Source organism: Chitinophaga pendula, from assembly GCF_020386615.1.
GTDB lineage: Bacteria > Bacteroidota > Bacteroidia > Chitinophagales > Chitinophagaceae > Chitinophaga > Chitinophaga pendula.
Genome location: NZ_CP077769.1, coordinates 4,927,831 through 4,944,104 on the forward strand (window position 1 = coordinate 4,927,831; position 16,274 = coordinate 4,944,104).

The window sequence follows — 16,274 nt, forward strand, 5'->3', positions numbered from 1 at the left end:
TATTTGATAAGAGATATCCACTATCTCAGCATAACGCGCTGATCGCTTCACTGGTAAACGCTTGCTGCAAGCCCTGGGGTTGCTGTTCTACCAGGTATAATACTACTTCGTATGCATCCTGCATTACTTCCACCCAGCCACAGATAGCGGCTTTCATGACACCTGTATCCAGCAAGTATTGGACATAAGTGTGCATCAACGCTGCGTCATAACGGTCTGCGGTAAAAAAGGTCTGTTCACCTTTAAAACCATGACGTATGCTGATCTCTCCCATAACGATGTTGGGGAGGGTATAGACAAATACTGCCGGACTGGCGATGCTTTGTACGGTATCGTAATAGCGCAGGTCTGTATCCAGGCTGGCGCTCCGGTTGACCAATACTATGCCCACCTCTTCTGGGTTATATTGGCTGAGCGGACGCTGTTGTAACAGTACTTCTGCTGCCAGCCATCCCAGTTTGCTGAGGGTATCCATCTTGTGGAACTTAGGGTACTGCCCGCCGAAGTGGTCGTATCCGGCTCTCAGGAAATCGGGTAAAGCCATACCAGGTTGCTGCCAGCGGGGTGCTCCGTTGACGGCAACCTGGTGGTCCCTGATGGTGCAGGTAGCGGTGATATATGTTGTTAGGTTACTCAACTACTTTCTTTTATTCTTTCTGTAAGCTCGATGGTCCTGGCCAGTCGTTTCAAGGCAGTACCATGTGCTTTGACGTATGGGTTGCTCATGTCCCACACATATCCTGCCAATACGGAACATATTTGTTTCTGTATCTCGTAGTCCGGTTCTTTACAGAAAAATATGGTGTCGAGCGTTCCTTCATACCAGGCTGTCACATAGGAGCGGAAGGTATTAACACCTTGTAATGTCGGCGCCATATATTCCTGTTCCCAGTCTACATCTTCACCTTTCAGTTTGCGGATCACAAGTTTTGCAGCCGTCTGGCTGGATACACAGGCCAAAGTTACGCCAGAAGAGAAAATCGGGTCCAGAAATTCGGTTACGTTGCCGGTGAGTACATATCCTTCACCATAGAATTTCTCTGTGGTGGCAGACCAGGATTCCAGCACCCGCGGTTCAAATACCAGGGGTACATCCCTGAAACGTTCACGGGTGTAGGGTTCAGCCTCGAGCAATGCCCGGAATTGTTGTTCGGCATTGCCACCATATTGTTCAAAGAAGGAAGGATCTCCTACGAAGCCTACGGAGGTTACGCCGGTAGAGAAGGGGATGATCCATATCCAGACGCCTTTTTTGTGTACTACAGCAGTGATCCGGTTGGGTTCGTCTGCCATAGAACGGCGCTGGTCTACGGTATGTGCGAAGAGTGCTTTACGGGGTTGTAGTACGGAGGTACCTTCCAGGTTGAACAAACGGGGGATCACACGTCCATATCCGCTGCCATCCACGATAAAGCGGGCAGCGATCTCACTTTCATTTCCCTGCTCATCGACGATGGTGGTCACTGAGTCGGAGCCATTAAATCGTATGCCGGTAACGGTCGTCTGGTAGGATACAGGCACGCCCATTTCGGCTACTGTATCGGCCAGGGTCTTGTCGAAATCGGCCCTGGTGACTTGCCAGGTCCAAGTCCATCCCGGTGTATATTGCTCCTTGAAAGTAAAGTCGCAGACGCTGTTGTCTTTAACGAACTTGGCGCCGAACTTTTCCTGGAAGCCTTGCTTTTTAATGGCAGGCAAAAATCCTGCTTCTTCCAGCGCTTCCATACTGCGGGGTAACAGGCTTTCGCCTATCACAAAACGCGGGAACTGTTGTTTTTCGACGATCCTGACCTTATATCCGGCCTGATGGATGATAGAAGCGGCCACCGTTCCGGCAGGGCCAGCTCCGATCACTAATACGTCTACCTGCTCAGTTTTCATTTTTTCAGGGATTTATAGCTGCGGTTAATTATTACCCCGGGGTCTTGCGACCTCAGGCTTTTTTACATTGAAGTAATGTATAGCTCAAGCCCATCTGATTATTCTCCGATATGATCTGTAGTCCAGCGTCGGCTATACACTGGAAGAAATCGTCGGTATGATACATCTGACTGTTGCCGTTTGCCATCGCGGTGAAATAAAGCGAGGTCTGTTGCAGACAGAAGGCGGCGGACTTAAACACTTGCCTGTTCCAGAACGGCTCCAGGATATAAATCGTGCCATTGTCTGTCAGCGCTTCCCGGCATCTTTTGAGGATAGAGGTGATCTCTGTCTCGGAGAAACAGTCCAGGAACTGACTCATCCATATGGCGTCGAATCCTTTGGGGAATGGCAATGATTCATCCAGTATATTGGCGACATGGAAATGTACACGATGCGCTACGCCGGCATCCAGCATTTTCTGCTGTGCCAGTCCTACCTGTCCCGGCAGGTCAAAGATGGTCATTTCCACGTCTGCATCGTATCCGGTGCATGCCAATGTCCATTTACCGGTATTGCCACCTATGTCGAGTATACGTGCAGGTTTATGTTCAAACACGATCGGCAGTGCCTGCGGAAATGCCAGGTCGGAGTAGTAGTGATCGAAGTCGAACCAGCTCTTACCCACTTCCGGCGGCAACAGGGAGAGGCCGGGATAGATCGTATCCCAGGGGCCTAACTCTTTCAGGCCCGCCGGCTTCCCTTCTATGAGACTTTCCTGCAGATGGTACATCCCTTTGTAGCAGATGTCCTGCGTAAAATCCATGTTGATACGGGTCAGCCTGTCATGTTCTATGAAGTACCCGGTTTTTGTCAATATATATTTCTTATCATTGACGATCAGCATCTCCATTCCCAGACCTGCTTCCAGCAGTACGCGGATGGCATATCTGGAGAGTTTTACCTGCTCCATGATACCTTCGATGGTAATGCCGGTCATTCCGCTGTCGCTGATCACTTTCAGTATTCCCAGGTCGCGCAATGCTCTGGCGGCCTGGAATGCTACCGGCGCAAATGCGATCCGCAGCGCTGTCTCCTTCGCCTCTAAAGCCGTCTTTGTTTCTTTGGTAAAAAATTGCATAGTTGTGATATATATATGCTACCCTGTCAGTAACAGTTATTGATCCCCCTGTTGAACTGGTCTTATGCGACCGAAAATATCATGGCAGCATTACAGCCGCCGAAGCCGGATACTGTTTTCAGAAAATGTTTCACCGGCTGTCGTTGCAGTGTTGAACAGACATTGACAGGCTGCGTGACTCCCAATTGTTCAAATCCTTTTGTGGGCAGTATCAGTCCTGCTGTCATGGCATGCATGCTGATGATCGCCTCTACCAGGCCTGCTGCCCCCAGTGTATGCCCGTAGTATCCTTTCAGGCTATTGACGGGGGTATGCTGCAGTCCTGCTATGTTCAATGCTTTGGCCTCCATTTCATCGTTATAAACGGTAGCGGTACCATGTGCGGAGACAAAGCCGATATCGGCCGCCTCGAGTCCTGACCTTTCCATTGCCTGGCGCATGGCGGTCGCCAGCTCTGCTCCGGTGCGGGAAGGTCCTGATATATGATTAGCATCATTGCTTACGGCACCACCGCCGGTCAGTATGGCCGGTTGTGTCAGGGCCTGTGCCGGGTCCGTACTCAGGATCACCGTTGCGGCCGCCTCTCCCAGCGTCACCCCGTTACGACCAGCATCGAAAGGACGACAGGGCGCTGCGCTGACAGCCTGGAAAGACTGAAAGCCTGACAATACGAACTGTGTCATCACATCGGCACCGGTCACCACCGCACGATCATATTGCCCGGAGGCGATCAGGCGTTGTCCGATCAGGATAGCCAGCAATCCGGATATACACGCATTGCTTACTACGATCGGACGTTGCAGATACCCTAAATGACCGGCGATACGTTGTGCGGATGCATACAGCTCCAGTTGTTCCATTGGCGGCTGCTGTGGATACTGTTGCTCGATCCGCTCGATGTTGCCTTTAGTCGTGGAGATGATAAAAGCGGTGCGTTCGTCTCCCAGGTTGATATTGGTATGAGACAATGCATCTTGTACAGACAGTATGATCAGTTGCTCGAACTTCGTATATCCGTCAAGTGAATGCCCGGTACTATATTGCAGTAGCTGCGCTGCCGACAGCATAGCCGCCTGAAAAGGTCCGGCGGACATGTCATTATCTTCCTGCAGCCGAATGCCACTATGCCCTGCTACGACCTGCCTGAAGTTGTCCCCTGAAGTGTTGCCCAGCGCCGACACAATGTTGTCTGCTACTGCATATACCTTTTTCACCTACACGCTTTAAATGATCGATTATAATAGATTCCTTCTTTAATGCCCTGCACCTACCTGGTGCTTTTCTTTCCATGCTGCAAAAAATGCAGGGATGGTCAGTTGAAGCGTAGAAGAGGCAGCATCCAGGAATACCTGTATGGAAGAGCCATCTGCTATCAGTTCGCCTGTCGCTTCGTTGAACAGGCGATACTCGAACTTTATCTTGGCTGCCGCCGTACTGATGTATGTCGTTTCCACAACTACGGTATCGCCATAACGTAGTGACCGCTTGTAATTACATTGTATGTTAACAACGGGTACGGTATAGCCCTGTTCAAAGATATCCAGGTACCGTAATCCGTATTTTTCGCCGAAGGCTTCCCGTCCGTCTTCAAAGTAACGCACATAATGTCCATGCCAGACGATCCCTAGTGGATCTGCCTCATTAAATCTCACCCGGATGGTCGTTCTTTCGGTTAAAACCTGTTCCATAAATATTCCGCTTAACGCCTTATTGATACTCTTATCTGATCAGGGATTGGTGAAGATCTTCATTTCGCACTGTGCCATCACTTTACCATCTAATACTACCTTACCCAATACGCTGGTAGCGTTGAAGACTTCATTCTGTATCTCTACGGTCGTTTCAATAAACGCGCCAACCGGAGGAAAATCAAATATTTCCAGGTCTTTGATAGCGCCGATATATCCTACCGGCACTGGTGTATTATGCTGCAATGCAATATAGCCGATCCTGGCAGCCGCTGTCTGCGCGATATTTTCCGTAAGCCCGGGCGTCGTGAGCACGTTATGTTCCACAAAAACGTTATCGGCTTTTATTTCCAATGCAGTACGCGTGATCTTCTCTCCTACTTCCAGGATACCGCCGATCATGACGATAGGGGTACGTTGCGGAATGTAATTCGTAATGTCGTCTGTATGAATATATTGCATATCAAGTACTTAGCTGGTTCCTGTATACCCCGATTGAAGGGGGCTTTAAAAGTGATACTGATAATAACTGCGAATTAAAACTAATTATACGACTTATCACATACGTATAAGTACTAATTATTTGTTATGTATATTTATCGCGTCCGTAGTGGGTCCTTCCGGCATATCCCAGAAGTCGTAGTAATTAAACCATTGTTCCGGGTATTGCTTCACCTTTTGCTCCATTTCGGTGATAAAATGCTGTACATCCGCTCCGGCGCTGCCGTCTTTGGGTTGTCGCTGATAAGTCTTTGGGGAAGTGGCATACAGGTGATAGTGGGTGGCAGATTCTTTAAAGGCAAATACCAATGATACGGGTACTTTAAAGGCAGCTGCCAGTATGAATGGCCCTGCCGGAAAACGGGCCGCAGCACCGAGGAATGGCGCTGTAATGGTCTTATTACCTGGCAGGAACCTGTCGGCATGCATACATACCAGTTCTTTGTTGCTCAACGCTTCATGAATGGCGTATATATGCGACAGGTCGTCTTTCAAAACAATGATATTCACATGCCTGCCGCCGGTTACGCCGGACAGGTATTTTTTGATCCTTTCGTGTTCCCCGTCAAACATGACGATATTGATAGGCGCCTGTAAGCGGCGGAACAAATGTCCTGCTACTTCCCAGTTGCCCAGATGGGCACTGAGCAATATGCCTCCTTTACCGGAAGAAACGATGGAACGCAGGTGTTCTTCTCCATCAAAATGAAAGCTGAATTTATTTTCCATATCCGCCATCACTACGATCTTATCCAGCAATGTCTGCCCGAACACATAGTAATTGCGATATACGCTACGCAAAGAACGCAGGGGACTATACCCTATCCTGGTGCGGAAATAGTGATAGATAGGTCGGGAAGAGCTGTAAGAAAACAGGAAATAATATCCTGCTACGAACCTCAGCAATATATACGCTGGATATACGCCTCCATAACGTAGTATCGCAATGAAGATACTATATCCAAGTTTATTACCTTTTGACTTTCCCTGCCAGGAAGGCATTACACCAGTTCTTTTTGTTTTACACGAGCCAGCACGTAATCGTAGAAATGCTGGAAGGTGATAATGCTCTGGAAATCTTCCGGATTTACTTTGAAACCAAAGTTGTTTTCGATCACGACAACGAGATCGATGTAATCCAAACTATCCAGTTCCAGGGTAGCTTTCAGGTTGGCACTTGGCGTAATGGCTGCAGGTTCAGCCTCAAATTCCTCTACCAGGAAAGCATTTGTTCGTTTTATTACTTCTTTAATATCCATAATAGTGTACTCTCAGGTATAGGTCGATTTAAAAATAAGTAAATGGTTTATTGTAATTCGCGTGACAGTTTATATTATTCGAAAACCCGGCTATAGTACAAAATTAAGCAATAATATCAGCAGTCGAATGATGAAAAACGATGCTCATAATATGGCCCTTGCTGATAATAGGTCCTCCCTAGTATATTTCCCTTGTAATCAATTATTTGCCATCCCATTTCCGGACGATCAGGGAGGAGTTGGTGCCTCCGAATCCGAACGAGTTAGACAAAAATATATTAAAATCCTGATCGATCGTGGATGTAGCGATATTTAGCTTCGCTGCGTCTTCGTCGGGGTTATGCAGGTTAATATTCGGTGCAATAAACCCGTGTTGCATCATCAGCATCGAATAAACGATCTCGCTGGCGCCTGCCATCCAGCATTCATGACCGGTCATAGACTTGGTCGAGCTGATATGTGGTCTGGCGGAACCGAACACTTCATATAAAGCCTTGGCTTCGCTGGCATCTCCTGCTTGTGTGGAGGTAGCATGTGCATTGACATAGGCGATATCTTCCGGACGTAATCCTGCATCTTTCAATGCTATCTGCAAAGAACGTACCGGTCCGTCTACGGTTGGATTGGAAATATGTGCACCATTGGAAGAATAGCCATAGCCGATCACTTCTCCCAGGATAGGTGCTCCCCGGCTTTGTGCCGATTCCAGGCTTTCCAGTATGACGGTTGCAGCACCACCGCTGGGTACCAGTCCGTCCCGGTCGCGGTCGAATGGTCTGGAAGCTGCTGTCGGCTCCTGCTCTCTGATAGAAAAGGCGGCAATCGCGTCGAAGTTGCCCATCGAATAAATATTGATCTCCTGGGCCCCTCCACAGATCACGCAATCCTGCATACCGCTGCGGATGAACATATATCCCAGGCCAATGGCGTGAGAGCCGCTGGCACAAGCTGCACTGACACTGAAATTAACACCCTTTAGCTTGAAGATAGTCGCCAGGTTCATGTTCACCGTAGAGTTCATCGTCTGGAATACAGAGCCTGAACCCACCAGCATCGTATCTTTTTTCTCCCGCATAATATCGGTCGCTTCGATCACAGGTTTGGAAGAGCTGTCGTTACCAAACAACAACCCTACTTCTGTCCGATCTATATAATCAGCGTCCAATTTAGCGTTATGCAATGCTTCTGTGGTAGACATGAATGCAAATTCCGCCTGCTCCGGCATCATCAACCTTGCGCGGCGATCCAGTAATCCCTTGAGATTAGGACGGTCCACATAGCCGGTAAGGCCTGAGCGATACCCAAATGCCTTCCTTTCGGGGTCCAGTATAATACCAGACCTGCCTTTGTACAACGAATCCTTCACCTCTTCCAGGTTCTTCCCTATACAGGAATAGATGCCTAAGCCGGTGATCACTACTCTGTTCATGTTCAATATTCCTTATCCAGACAATTCTAAAATGTGATGCCTGCCAGCTACCGATCAGGTATGCAGTCCACCATTGATAGACAATACCTCACCGGTGATATAAGCAGCCCCTTTCGATACGAAGAAGGCAACCGCTTCTGCTACTTCTTCCGGTGTACCGAAGCGGTTCATCGGCACATGGGCCGCCAACTCTTTTTCATTCAGTGCTGCCGTCATATCGGTTTTGATATATCCCGGGGCGATGGCGTTAACAGTAACGCCCCGTTTGGCCACTTCCTGGGCCAGGGCCTTCGTAGCACCGATTACACCTGCCTTCGCAGCAGAGTAATTCGTCTGCCCGGGCAACCCTTTTATACCAGAAAGGGATACTATATTCACGATCCGTCCGAACCGTTTGAGTAACATACCATTCAACACCTGTTTAGTCACAAAAAAGAAACCATCCAGGCTGGTGTTGATCACATTCCCCCATTGCTCCGCATTCATCCAAAACAACAGGTTATCTTCCCGGATACCGGCATTATTCACCAGCACCTCTACATACTTCTCTTTGTTATTTTCCACCCAGGTACCCAATACCTCCTGCACTTCGACCGCATTACCTACGTGAAACTGCAACAGCTCGCCATCACTTCCTGCCGCACGTACCGCTGCCAACGCTTCTTCCGCTGCCGCCAGATTCCCTTTATAATTGATCAGCACATAATATCCCAGCGACGCCAGTTTGACACTAATGGCCCGGCCTATGCCTCTGGATCCGCCAGTTACTAAAGCACATTTCATGAAGCTCTATAATTTTATATTTGATATTACCACAACTGTACCGGCTCATTCTTCACCAGGTATTCCTTGATCTGCTGAATGTCCTTGTACTTCGGTGTGTCCTGAATAAATGTAGGGAAAATAGCCCTTACTTCCTGGTAGATCTTACGGGAGAAAGAAGATAAACGTGGTACACATTGCAGGTAATCAACCGCCTGCAGCATCGTCATCACCTGGATCGCCAATACCTCAAATGTATTCCCGATCACCCGGTTAGCCATCAATGCCGCATTACAACCCATACTCACAATATCCTGGTTGTCATTGTTGTTGGGAATACTGTGCACATACATCGGGAATGACAGGGTCTGGTTTTCAGCTACCGTAGAAGTAGCGGTAAACTGTACCCCCTGCATACCAAAGTTAAAGCCTAGCTTTCCCAGGTTCACAAACGGCGGGAACTTATGGTTCAGCTTATCATTCATCAGGTAGTTCAGCTGACGCTCAGAAAGCATCGACAGTTTCGTGATCGCTATTTTGATCTTGTCCATCTCCAGCGATACATAGTCGCCGTGGAAGTTACCACCGTGATATACATTCTTATGATGATGATCCACTACGGGGTTATCGCTTACAGAGTTAAGCTCCTGTACCACCAGGCGCTCGCCAAACTGCAGGGTATCATATACCGGGCCCAGTATCTGGGGCACACAACGTAGTGAATAATATTCCTGTACTTTATCTTTAAAGATCTCTTCTTCCAGTTCTTTATACAGATGATCCGGACGATGACGCACCATCTGGCTGTCTTTCAGTATGTCCCGCATCAGGGCCGCGATCTTGTTCTGTCCTTCGTGTTTCTTCACCACGTTCAGCTCATAGGACAAATGATCGTCAAATGCCTCTACGGTTTCATTGATCATGGCGGACAGGATGCAGGACCATCCCAGCAGCTTACGCGCTTCGATCAGGTTCACCAGACCGATACCTGTCATCGCAGAAGTACCATTCAGGATCGCCAAACCTTCCCGTACATGGATGCTGATCGGCTGTAAGCCCAGGCTGGCATACACTTCTGCAGTAGGCCTGGTCTCCCCCTGGTAGATCACTTCGCCCTCTCCTATCAGCACCAACGCCAGGTGAGCCAGCTGTACGAGGTCGCCGCTGGCGCCTACACCACCGTGTTCGAATACACAGGGCGTAACATTTTTATTGATCAGGTCTTTCAGCAGATGCACCACCTCCGGATGTACCCCAGAATGCGCCTGCATAAAGCTATTCAGCCGCGCAATCATCAGCCCTTTCACCAGCAGGGGAGACATACATTTACCCGCACCGGAGCTGTGACTCCTGATCAGGTTGTACTGTAATTGCAAGGTATCTTCTTCACTGATACGATATTGGGCCATCGGACCAAATCCGGTATTGATACCGTAGATCAGCTTCTTGGCAGAAAACTGCTGCAGGAACTCAAAATTCGCTTTCACCTGTTCCAGCGCACCCGCTTCAAGTGTCAGCTCTTCCCCTCCAAACAGCACCCTGTATACTTCATTGAGGGTAAGCGTCTCACCTCCTAATACGACCATTCTATTAAATTATATTATTTGTTTATGTAAAAAAGTGCCCAAAAATAGTACAAAGATGGATTTTTTCTATATATAGACAGCTTCTTTTTATTTAAGTATACAGCGAATGAGGTTATACCCACCACTATTCAGCGATTACCCCGCTATGGGGGCCTCATAGATACTCATTAGTCCCGGTATGGAAAAACAGTTTCAGTTGTTGGCTTTGATTTGCAACGCCCTTGTTATTGCACCTCGCTTTTTTTTGAAAGGCCAAAGATAATTGAAGATTCTGCATCTCACAATACCTGATATTGACTATAAAAAAGAAGGGCCTACCCCTATCAAAGATAAGCCCTTCATATAATTAATTACAACATTATCAATTGGTTAAGTAATTCTACGCGCTATGACGTATTTCTACGCATGCCCTTCTTTTTCCCTGGGCTCCGGTGTGTCTACCAGCACTTTGTCGATACGGTGTGCGTCCATATCCACGATCTCAAAGGTAAAACCTCTCCAGCTGAACTTTTCGCCCACATGTGGAATATGCTCCAGGTGATGCAGGATAAAACCTGCCAGTGTATCGAACTCCTGCTCGAACTCTGCCATCCAGTCTTCCTTGTCAAACTCGCTGAGGAAATCGTAAAAAGGTATCTGGCCATCTACCAGGTAGCTGCCGTCTTCCCGTTTGGTCATTTCATAATCATCGCCCTGGCCGGTTTCCGGCATATCGCCGACGATGGCTTCCAGGATATCGTTCAGGGTGATCATACCCAGGAAGGTACCATATTCATCTACGATAAAAGCAGCGTGGATCTGCGTTACCTTAAACTTCTCAAGCACCTGATAAGCGGAGTTGTTCTCCGGCACAAACAGGGGCTTTTTAATGATATCCTGTAAAGGGGTATTGCTGTTGACATGGGTATAGAGATCTTTAATGGAGATGATCCCTTTTACGGCATCGATCTGGCCTTCGCATACCGGGTATACGGAGTGTACGCTGCCATGGATCTTTTCTTTATAGCTCTCCGCTGTCTCGTCGATATCCAGCCATACGATGTCGGTACGGTGGGTCATCAGCGAGGTGATATTACGATCTCCCAGGTAAAAGACGCGTTCGATGATCTCCTGTTCGGTCTCTTCGATGGCACCGGAAGTGGTTCCTTCGCTGATGATCGCTTTGATCTCTTCTTCCGTGACCAGCGCGTCGGCCGGTTTCAGCCGGAATATCCGCACGATGGTATTGGTAGAGGCAGAGAGTAACCAGATAAAGGGGAATGTCAGTTTAGACAGGAAGTTCATCGGGCCTGCCATAGTCTTGGCAATGGACTCAGGACGGGCCAACCCTATCCTTTTGGGTACCAGCTCGCCTAATACGAGTGACAAGTAAGTAATGGCGATCACGATGATGACCGTGGCGATACCACCACTGTAAGGACGAATGGCCTCCACGTTGTTTAACATGAGGACCAGGTCTCCTTTGATCTTTTCACCGGAGTAAATACCGGTGAGGATACCGATCAGGGTGATGCCTATTTGTACGGTGGAAAGAAAGATGTCCGGGTTGCTGGCTAGTTTGAGCGCTGCCTTGGCCTTTTCGTCTCCTTTATTTGCCAGATGCTCCAGCCGCGCCTTACGCGCAGAAACCATAGCTATCTCCGACATAGAGAATAAACCGTTAAGCAGGATCAGAACCAGGATAATGACGACTTCCATGATATTAAGGCTAAAAATAAAGAATTATTCAAATATCAGGGTAAGAAATGCCAAAACAATTCCCCCTGCGATCGCAAGTACCTTTTTACGGCTGAGTTCGTGATGTTTGGTACCGCTTTCATAAAAGATAGTAGTTGAGATATGTAAAAAGGCGCCGATCACCAGTGCGATGATATATACCAGGTAATGTGTGATCCCTTCGAAGCGATCTCCCAGCTGAGCAGCCAGTACGGCGGCCAGCGGCGTCATCAGCGAAAAGGTGATCAATATACGCCATAGTTTGGCGGTACGCTGGTGGGCATGGATCATCACGGTGATCAATGTCAGCGCTTCGGGCAACTTATGCGCGGCCACTCCCATCACCAGGGACGGCATAGCAGAACGGTCTTCATAATGAAATCCCAGTGGGATACCTTCCATAAATGCATGTATGGATAATCCTACCAGCAGTGGCATGATAGCGATATGGTGGTGAGGGTGGTGCCCTTCGGCAGCCGGCAGGTGCGTATGACCATGTTCCATCCCATGAGACAGCTGTTGTAAAAACACCTGCAGGAAGAAACCCAGTACTACGTAAATACCGGCCTGGTGCCCCAGCTGATGATATACTTCGGGCAACAGATGCATGATCGTTACGCCAAACAGGAAAGCCCCGGTAAATGCCAGCAGGTAAATAGGCAGGCTGGGGTGTATCCGTTTTACAGTCATGGGTATCAGCCCGCCAGCAATGGTAGCCGCCAGAATAAGTATCAGATAACTCCAGTTCATATGGTAGTTTCAGTTTCCAGTCGTATACGCCGCTGGAAGAATCCGCCGCTGAAGGTACCAAGCAACAAGCCCAGTATTGCACCTCCGGTGATGTCCAGCGGATAGTGCACGCCTACATATATCTGCGCATAGCCAATGGCCAGCGCCCATACGTAGAACAACCATACATAACGGCGAAAAGCTGATTTTAAAGTTAAAAAAGAAAATGTCGCCAGCGCAAAATGATTGGCGGCGTGTGAAGAGGTGAAACTGCCACTAAACGGGCAATGTGCCGCCAGTACTCTCACAAACTGGCCGATCAGCGGATCACGGCAGGGCCGTATACGCCCCACTGCTTCCTTAATGAATAAACTACTCTGGTCAGCCAGACCAAAAGTGATGATGAAGAACACGATCCAGAAGAATCCTCTCCACCGGTAATTAATTACGGCAAACAAAGCGAGGAATAAATACAACGGCGCCCAGAAATAAGGTTCGCGCAACCAGAGGAAAATAGTATCCAACCAGGGATGTATCCATTTCCCATTGATATAAAAGAACAATTTCGTGTCAAACCGGAGCAGCTTCTCTAACATGTCTATGATTTTGTGGCAATGAGTATAAGCCGCGGCGATCGCTGCTCATCGTAGCTATTGAAATGATAGTCCCCGAAGATCTCCGTAATGGTCAGCCCCTGGTGTGCAAACATCGCCTCGAAATCTTCACTGGTAAAAGCACTCACCCGCTCGGAAAAAGTCGCCCGCAACGGCTTGTTCTTATCCAGTATACTGATCTGCTTCACAAACTTGCCGTCACTGACCGTACGTTTGATATCAAATACTACATTGTCTTTCTCCTTTACTTCATCGTATACCAGGTGCTCCTGTACATAATGACTGTTCAGATAGTCCAGCACCAACCGCCCTCCCGGCTTCAGCGCATTACGCAGGGTCCTCAGCGCATTGTCGTTGTCCCGCTGTGTATCGAAATAACCGAAACTGGTAAAGAAGTTGAACACAATATCGAAATAATTGACCCGGAAAGGCAGCCGCATATCATGCTGAAAAAAACTCAGCTGCTCATTCTCCAGCTTCTTGGCAGCATTGATACTGTCGATAGACAGGTCTATACCCGTTACCGTAAATCCTTTGTCGGCCAAATACTTGGCATGACGTCCCTTTCCACAGGCCACATCCAGCATCAGCGCTTCCGGAGCAGGCTCCAGGTAGGCCAGCAACTTGTCAATAAAAGCAGCCGCTTCCCGCTCATCCCGGTGCTCGTAAAGCAGGTGATAATAGGGAGAATTAAACCAGTCTTTAAACCATTGTTTTGCTGTATCCATATCGTTTATAGTTCCGGTACTGCTATGTACTGCATCCTTCACTTCCATCAACTATTTCCTGTTATTAAACATCAAATATCGGGTGCTTTCGTAAATACCCCGCGTTAAATTATCGAGCGCTTTCGCCGTATCCGGCAACTGCTGTTGTACGTTCTTGAGTGGATCCCCCTTCAGATCATATAAGCCGGTGATGCCCGTATCGTTGTTGATCTCATACAGGTACTGATCGCCGATCACCGCTTTATAATGCTGCAGGTTCTTCACATATTGTATCAGTGCATACCGGCCCGTACGCGTACTATCCATCAGGTCAGTACCCATTGTATAGTTCTTGTAAGGAATACCGGCCATCCCGGCTACCGTGGGGTAAATATCCACCAGGCTGCCGATCTCTTTCACTTTCCTGGGCGCCAGCCGGCCCGGCGCATAGATGATACAGGGTACGTGCAACCCGCCGGAAGCCAGCTCATATTCCGGGTAAGGCATAAAATGATACGGGTTGAGCGCGCAGTTATGATCTCCGAAAAATACAAAAATGGTGTTATCCAGGTAACCACCCGCCTTCGCCAGCTGCATCAGGTGCCCGATGTTATAGTCCAGGTAACGCAGCGCATTGAACTGATCTATCGATACAAAACCTGCGTCCTTGAACTTTTTCATGTCTATATCCTTTTCCGTTACCTTCCGGAAGTCCCCTGCACCGGCAGTCGTCGTATAGGGCGGATGGTTATCCGCCGTCTGCAGGAAAGCAATGAAAGGTTGCTTCTTAGCATGGGCCGCACGGAAGATCTCATTGCCCTCCGTGATCAGGTCGTAATCCGATACTCCCCACACATCGGCTTTCGGCGCTTTATAATATCCTTCCTCGAATATCTGGATGCCCGCCACATTGTTGGTAAATACCGCCCGGATGTTGGCCCAGTTGGTATTACCTCCCAGCAGGTAGAACTTCTCATATCCGTCGAACTGGTCCATGATCACCCGCTGGTCTACCATCTGCGGATGGCGGGAAGCAGTTTTTATAGTGGTCACATCCGGCAGTCCTGTCGTCACCCCGTATACCGTACGGGCGGTACTGATAGCCGGCACGTAAAAGTTCTCAAACAGCCAGCCCGCGTCTGCCAGCTGCTGCATATTGGGCGTAGCCTGCATCGGGTTGTTGAACATACTGGTCACTGCAGCGCCTGTCGACTCCATCATTACCAGGATGATGTTAGGCCGTGCCTGCTCTTTGCCGGCTACCTGCCGCACATAGCTCATCGTCTTCAGGTCCGGTGTATCCACACCTAGGTAACGGGCCGTCAGCTCGTAGTATTTTTTGGTCTGCTCCAGGTCATACGAGTCGCTTTTTACCGACAGGTTGGAAGCAAAGTACAACACCGGGTTTAGCGCCAGGCTGGTCACCCCGTTATCCCGGGTGAACATGGCCTGGCTCCAGCGCAAAGGGAAATAAGCAAAGTTGCCATAGATGCCGCCGGCTACCAATATCACCAAGGCGGCAAACCAGCCGGTATACCGCCACCTGCGCAGCGGATGTGGCGGTTGCGCTGCCAGGCGCCGCCAGGTAGCCCGCTGTAGTACATACAGCAACCACAGGGCTAGTAGTACGATGATCAACCCGCGTATCACCGGGTAACTCTGCCATACCATACGGGCATTGTCTGCCCGCTCCCCTGCCGCCAGGAAACGCAGGATAGAAGGGTCCAACCGCAATCCCAGGTAAGCATAATGCCCCAAATCCAGCAAATAGGTAAAGATCAATCCCACGTATATCACGAACAGATATACGAAATGTATCCGGCGGAATACAGGCTTGGTAAAGAACTTGTCCCGCGCTATCAGCGCCATCAATCCCAGGGGGATCACCAGCATCAACGCCAACCGCAGATCAAACTTCAACCCTATATACCACGCCTTGGCAATAACACTTCCCTCCTTGATCGTGGATTGGAAAAAGAAAATGTAAAAGATAAGCCGGAACAGCACCATCAATAGATACAGGTACAGTGCTTCTACAAACACATAACGAATATACCGGGGTATATTCTTCCATAATTGCTTCATGTAAAAGGTCAGCCGTTTTTTATTTCTTAAGCGTGGTTGCAAATATAGTTAAAAAGCAGTATCCATTACAGGCATACTGCCTGCGCCAACCATCGGCCCAGGGCCTGACCGGGCCGTGGAGACCGCTTAACCGCCAAACAGATACCTTTATTTCATAATATCAACCTGCCGCCATAACCTCCATCACAGCGGATTTG

Annotated in this window: 16 protein-coding genes; all 16 read right to left on the bottom strand. The window is 48.8% G+C overall.

All coding sequences use genetic code 11. The features are described 5' to 3' along the window. Positions 1 to 25: 25 nt before the first annotated feature. The 16 genes from KTO58_RS17750 to KTO58_RS17825 all read right to left on the bottom strand — a co-directional run bounded on the left by KTO58_RS17750 (position 26) and on the right by KTO58_RS17825 (position 16,077). Positions 26 to 637, bottom strand: coding sequence for a hypothetical protein (locus KTO58_RS17750; protein ID WP_095838081.1), 612 nt, complete (start codon positions 635 to 637; stop codon positions 26 to 28). Further along, entirely contained in the window at positions 634 to 1,881 is a 1,248-nt protein-coding gene (locus KTO58_RS17755; RefSeq protein WP_095838080.1) for an NAD(P)/FAD-dependent oxidoreductase, read from the bottom strand. The genes KTO58_RS17750 and KTO58_RS17755 overlap by 4 nt, the downstream gene beginning before the upstream one ends. 52 nt (positions 1,882 to 1,933) lie before the next feature. Further along, on the bottom strand, positions 1,934 to 3,001 hold the full coding sequence (locus tag KTO58_RS17760) for a class I SAM-dependent methyltransferase (RefSeq protein WP_095838079.1): 1,068 nt from the start codon (positions 2,999 to 3,001) through the stop codon (positions 1,934 to 1,936). 62 nt (positions 3,002 to 3,063) lie between these two features. Next, positions 3,064 to 4,215 (bottom strand): beta-ketoacyl-[acyl-carrier-protein] synthase family protein, encoded by a 1,152-nt coding sequence (locus KTO58_RS17765; RefSeq protein WP_095838078.1) that lies wholly within the window; start codon positions 4,213 to 4,215, stop codon positions 3,064 to 3,066. Between the two features lie 39 nt (positions 4,216 to 4,254). After that, positions 4,255 to 4,689 carry an acyl-CoA thioesterase gene (locus KTO58_RS17770; protein ID WP_095838077.1) on the bottom strand — a complete coding sequence of 145 codons (435 nt, stop codon included), beginning with the start codon at positions 4,687 to 4,689 and terminating at the stop codon, positions 4,255 to 4,257. Positions 4,690 to 4,728: 39 nt separating this feature from the next. Further along, positions 4,729 to 5,151: a hotdog family protein gene (locus KTO58_RS17775; RefSeq protein ID WP_095838076.1), complete on the bottom strand. Its 423-nt coding sequence runs from the start codon at positions 5,149 to 5,151 to the stop codon at positions 4,729 to 4,731. Between the two features lie 117 nt (positions 5,152 to 5,268). After that, positions 5,269 to 6,192 carry a lysophospholipid acyltransferase family protein gene (locus tag KTO58_RS17780; RefSeq protein ID WP_095838075.1) on the bottom strand — a complete coding sequence of 308 codons (924 nt, stop codon included), beginning with the start codon at positions 6,190 to 6,192 and terminating at the stop codon, positions 5,269 to 5,271. Further along, complete coding sequence (locus KTO58_RS17785) at positions 6,192 to 6,449, bottom strand: phosphopantetheine-binding protein (protein WP_095838074.1); 258 nt, start codon at positions 6,447 to 6,449, stop codon at positions 6,192 to 6,194. The genes KTO58_RS17780 and KTO58_RS17785 overlap by 1 nt, the downstream gene beginning before the upstream one ends. Before the next feature lie 202 nt (positions 6,450 to 6,651). Continuing rightward, positions 6,652 to 7,878, bottom strand: coding sequence for a beta-ketoacyl-[acyl-carrier-protein] synthase family protein (locus KTO58_RS17790; protein ID WP_095838073.1), 1,227 nt, complete (start codon positions 7,876 to 7,878; stop codon positions 6,652 to 6,654). 54 nt (positions 7,879 to 7,932) lie between these two features. Further along, positions 7,933 to 8,661 (bottom strand): flexirubin biosynthesis SDR family reductase FlxB, encoded by a 729-nt coding sequence (flxB, locus tag KTO58_RS17795; protein ID WP_095838072.1) that lies wholly within the window; start codon positions 8,659 to 8,661, stop codon positions 7,933 to 7,935. Between the two features lie 26 nt (positions 8,662 to 8,687). Next, positions 8,688 to 10,226 (bottom strand): flexirubin biosynthesis tyrosine ammonia-lyase FlxA, encoded by a 1,539-nt coding sequence (gene flxA, locus KTO58_RS17800; protein ID WP_095838071.1) that lies wholly within the window; start codon positions 10,224 to 10,226, stop codon positions 8,688 to 8,690. A gap of 399 nt (positions 10,227 to 10,625) precedes the next feature. After that, a complete protein-coding gene (locus KTO58_RS17805; protein WP_095838070.1) occupies positions 10,626 to 11,924 on the bottom strand; it encodes a hemolysin family protein in 1,299 nt (432 codons plus the stop codon). 24 nt (positions 11,925 to 11,948) lie between these two features. Further along, positions 11,949 to 12,692 carry a ZIP family metal transporter gene (locus tag KTO58_RS17810; RefSeq protein ID WP_095838069.1) on the bottom strand — a complete coding sequence of 248 codons (744 nt, stop codon included), beginning with the start codon at positions 12,690 to 12,692 and terminating at the stop codon, positions 11,949 to 11,951. After that, entirely contained in the window at positions 12,689 to 13,267 is a 579-nt protein-coding gene (locus tag KTO58_RS17815) for a phosphatase PAP2 family protein (RefSeq protein ID WP_095838068.1), read from the bottom strand. The genes KTO58_RS17810 and KTO58_RS17815 overlap by 4 nt, the downstream gene beginning before the upstream one ends. Positions 13,268 to 13,269: 2 nt before the next feature. Further along, on the bottom strand, positions 13,270 to 14,061 hold the full coding sequence (locus KTO58_RS17820; RefSeq protein WP_095838067.1) for a class I SAM-dependent methyltransferase: 792 nt from the start codon (positions 14,059 to 14,061) through the stop codon (positions 13,270 to 13,272). Positions 14,062 to 14,064: 3 nt separating this feature from the next. Beyond that, positions 14,065 to 16,077, bottom strand: a complete 2,013-nt coding sequence (locus KTO58_RS17825; RefSeq protein WP_095838066.1) for an LTA synthase family protein — start codon at positions 16,075 to 16,077, stop codon at positions 14,065 to 14,067. Between the last annotated feature and the right edge of the window lie 197 nt (positions 16,078 to 16,274).

Excerpts from the sequence above, each read along its gene's own strand:
- flxB (WP_095838072.1), bottom strand. The coding sequence starts at position 8,661 with ATGAAATGTGCTTTAGTAACTGGCGGATCCAGAGGCATAGGCCGGGCC.
- KTO58_RS17785 (WP_095838074.1), bottom strand. The coding sequence starts at position 6,449 with ATGGATATTAAAGAAGTAATAAAACGAACAAATGCTTTCCTGGTAGAG.
- KTO58_RS17780 (WP_095838075.1), bottom strand. The coding sequence starts at position 6,192 with ATGCCTTCCTGGCAGGGAAAGTCAAAAGGTAATAAACTTGGATATAGT.
- KTO58_RS17825 (WP_095838066.1), bottom strand. The coding sequence starts at position 16,077 with ATGAAGCAATTATGGAAGAATATACCCCGGTATATTCGTTATGTGTTT.
- KTO58_RS17790 (WP_095838073.1), bottom strand. The coding sequence starts at position 7,878 with ATGAACAGAGTAGTGATCACCGGCTTAGGCATCTATTCCTGTATAGGG.
- KTO58_RS17755 (WP_095838080.1), bottom strand. The coding sequence starts at position 1,881 with ATGAAAACTGAGCAGGTAGACGTATTAGTGATCGGAGCTGGCCCTGCC.
- flxA (WP_095838071.1), bottom strand. The coding sequence starts at position 10,226 with ATGGTCGTATTAGGAGGTGAGACGCTTACCCTCAATGAAGTATACAGG.
- KTO58_RS17805 (WP_095838070.1), bottom strand. The coding sequence starts at position 11,924 with ATGGAAGTCGTCATTATCCTGGTTCTGATCCTGCTTAACGGTTTATTC.
- KTO58_RS17770 (WP_095838077.1), bottom strand. The coding sequence starts at position 4,689 with ATGGAACAGGTTTTAACCGAAAGAACGACCATCCGGGTGAGATTTAAT.
- KTO58_RS17820 (WP_095838067.1), bottom strand. The coding sequence starts at position 14,061 with ATGGAAGTGAAGGATGCAGTACATAGCAGTACCGGAACTATAAACGAT.
- KTO58_RS17815 (WP_095838068.1), bottom strand. The coding sequence starts at position 13,267 with ATGTTAGAGAAGCTGCTCCGGTTTGACACGAAATTGTTCTTTTATATC.
- KTO58_RS17775 (WP_095838076.1), bottom strand. The coding sequence starts at position 5,151 with ATGCAATATATTCATACAGACGACATTACGAATTACATTCCGCAACGT.
- KTO58_RS17760 (WP_095838079.1), bottom strand. The coding sequence starts at position 3,001 with ATGCAATTTTTTACCAAAGAAACAAAGACGGCTTTAGAGGCGAAGGAG.
- KTO58_RS17810 (WP_095838069.1), bottom strand. The coding sequence starts at position 12,692 with ATGAACTGGAGTTATCTGATACTTATTCTGGCGGCTACCATTGCTGGC.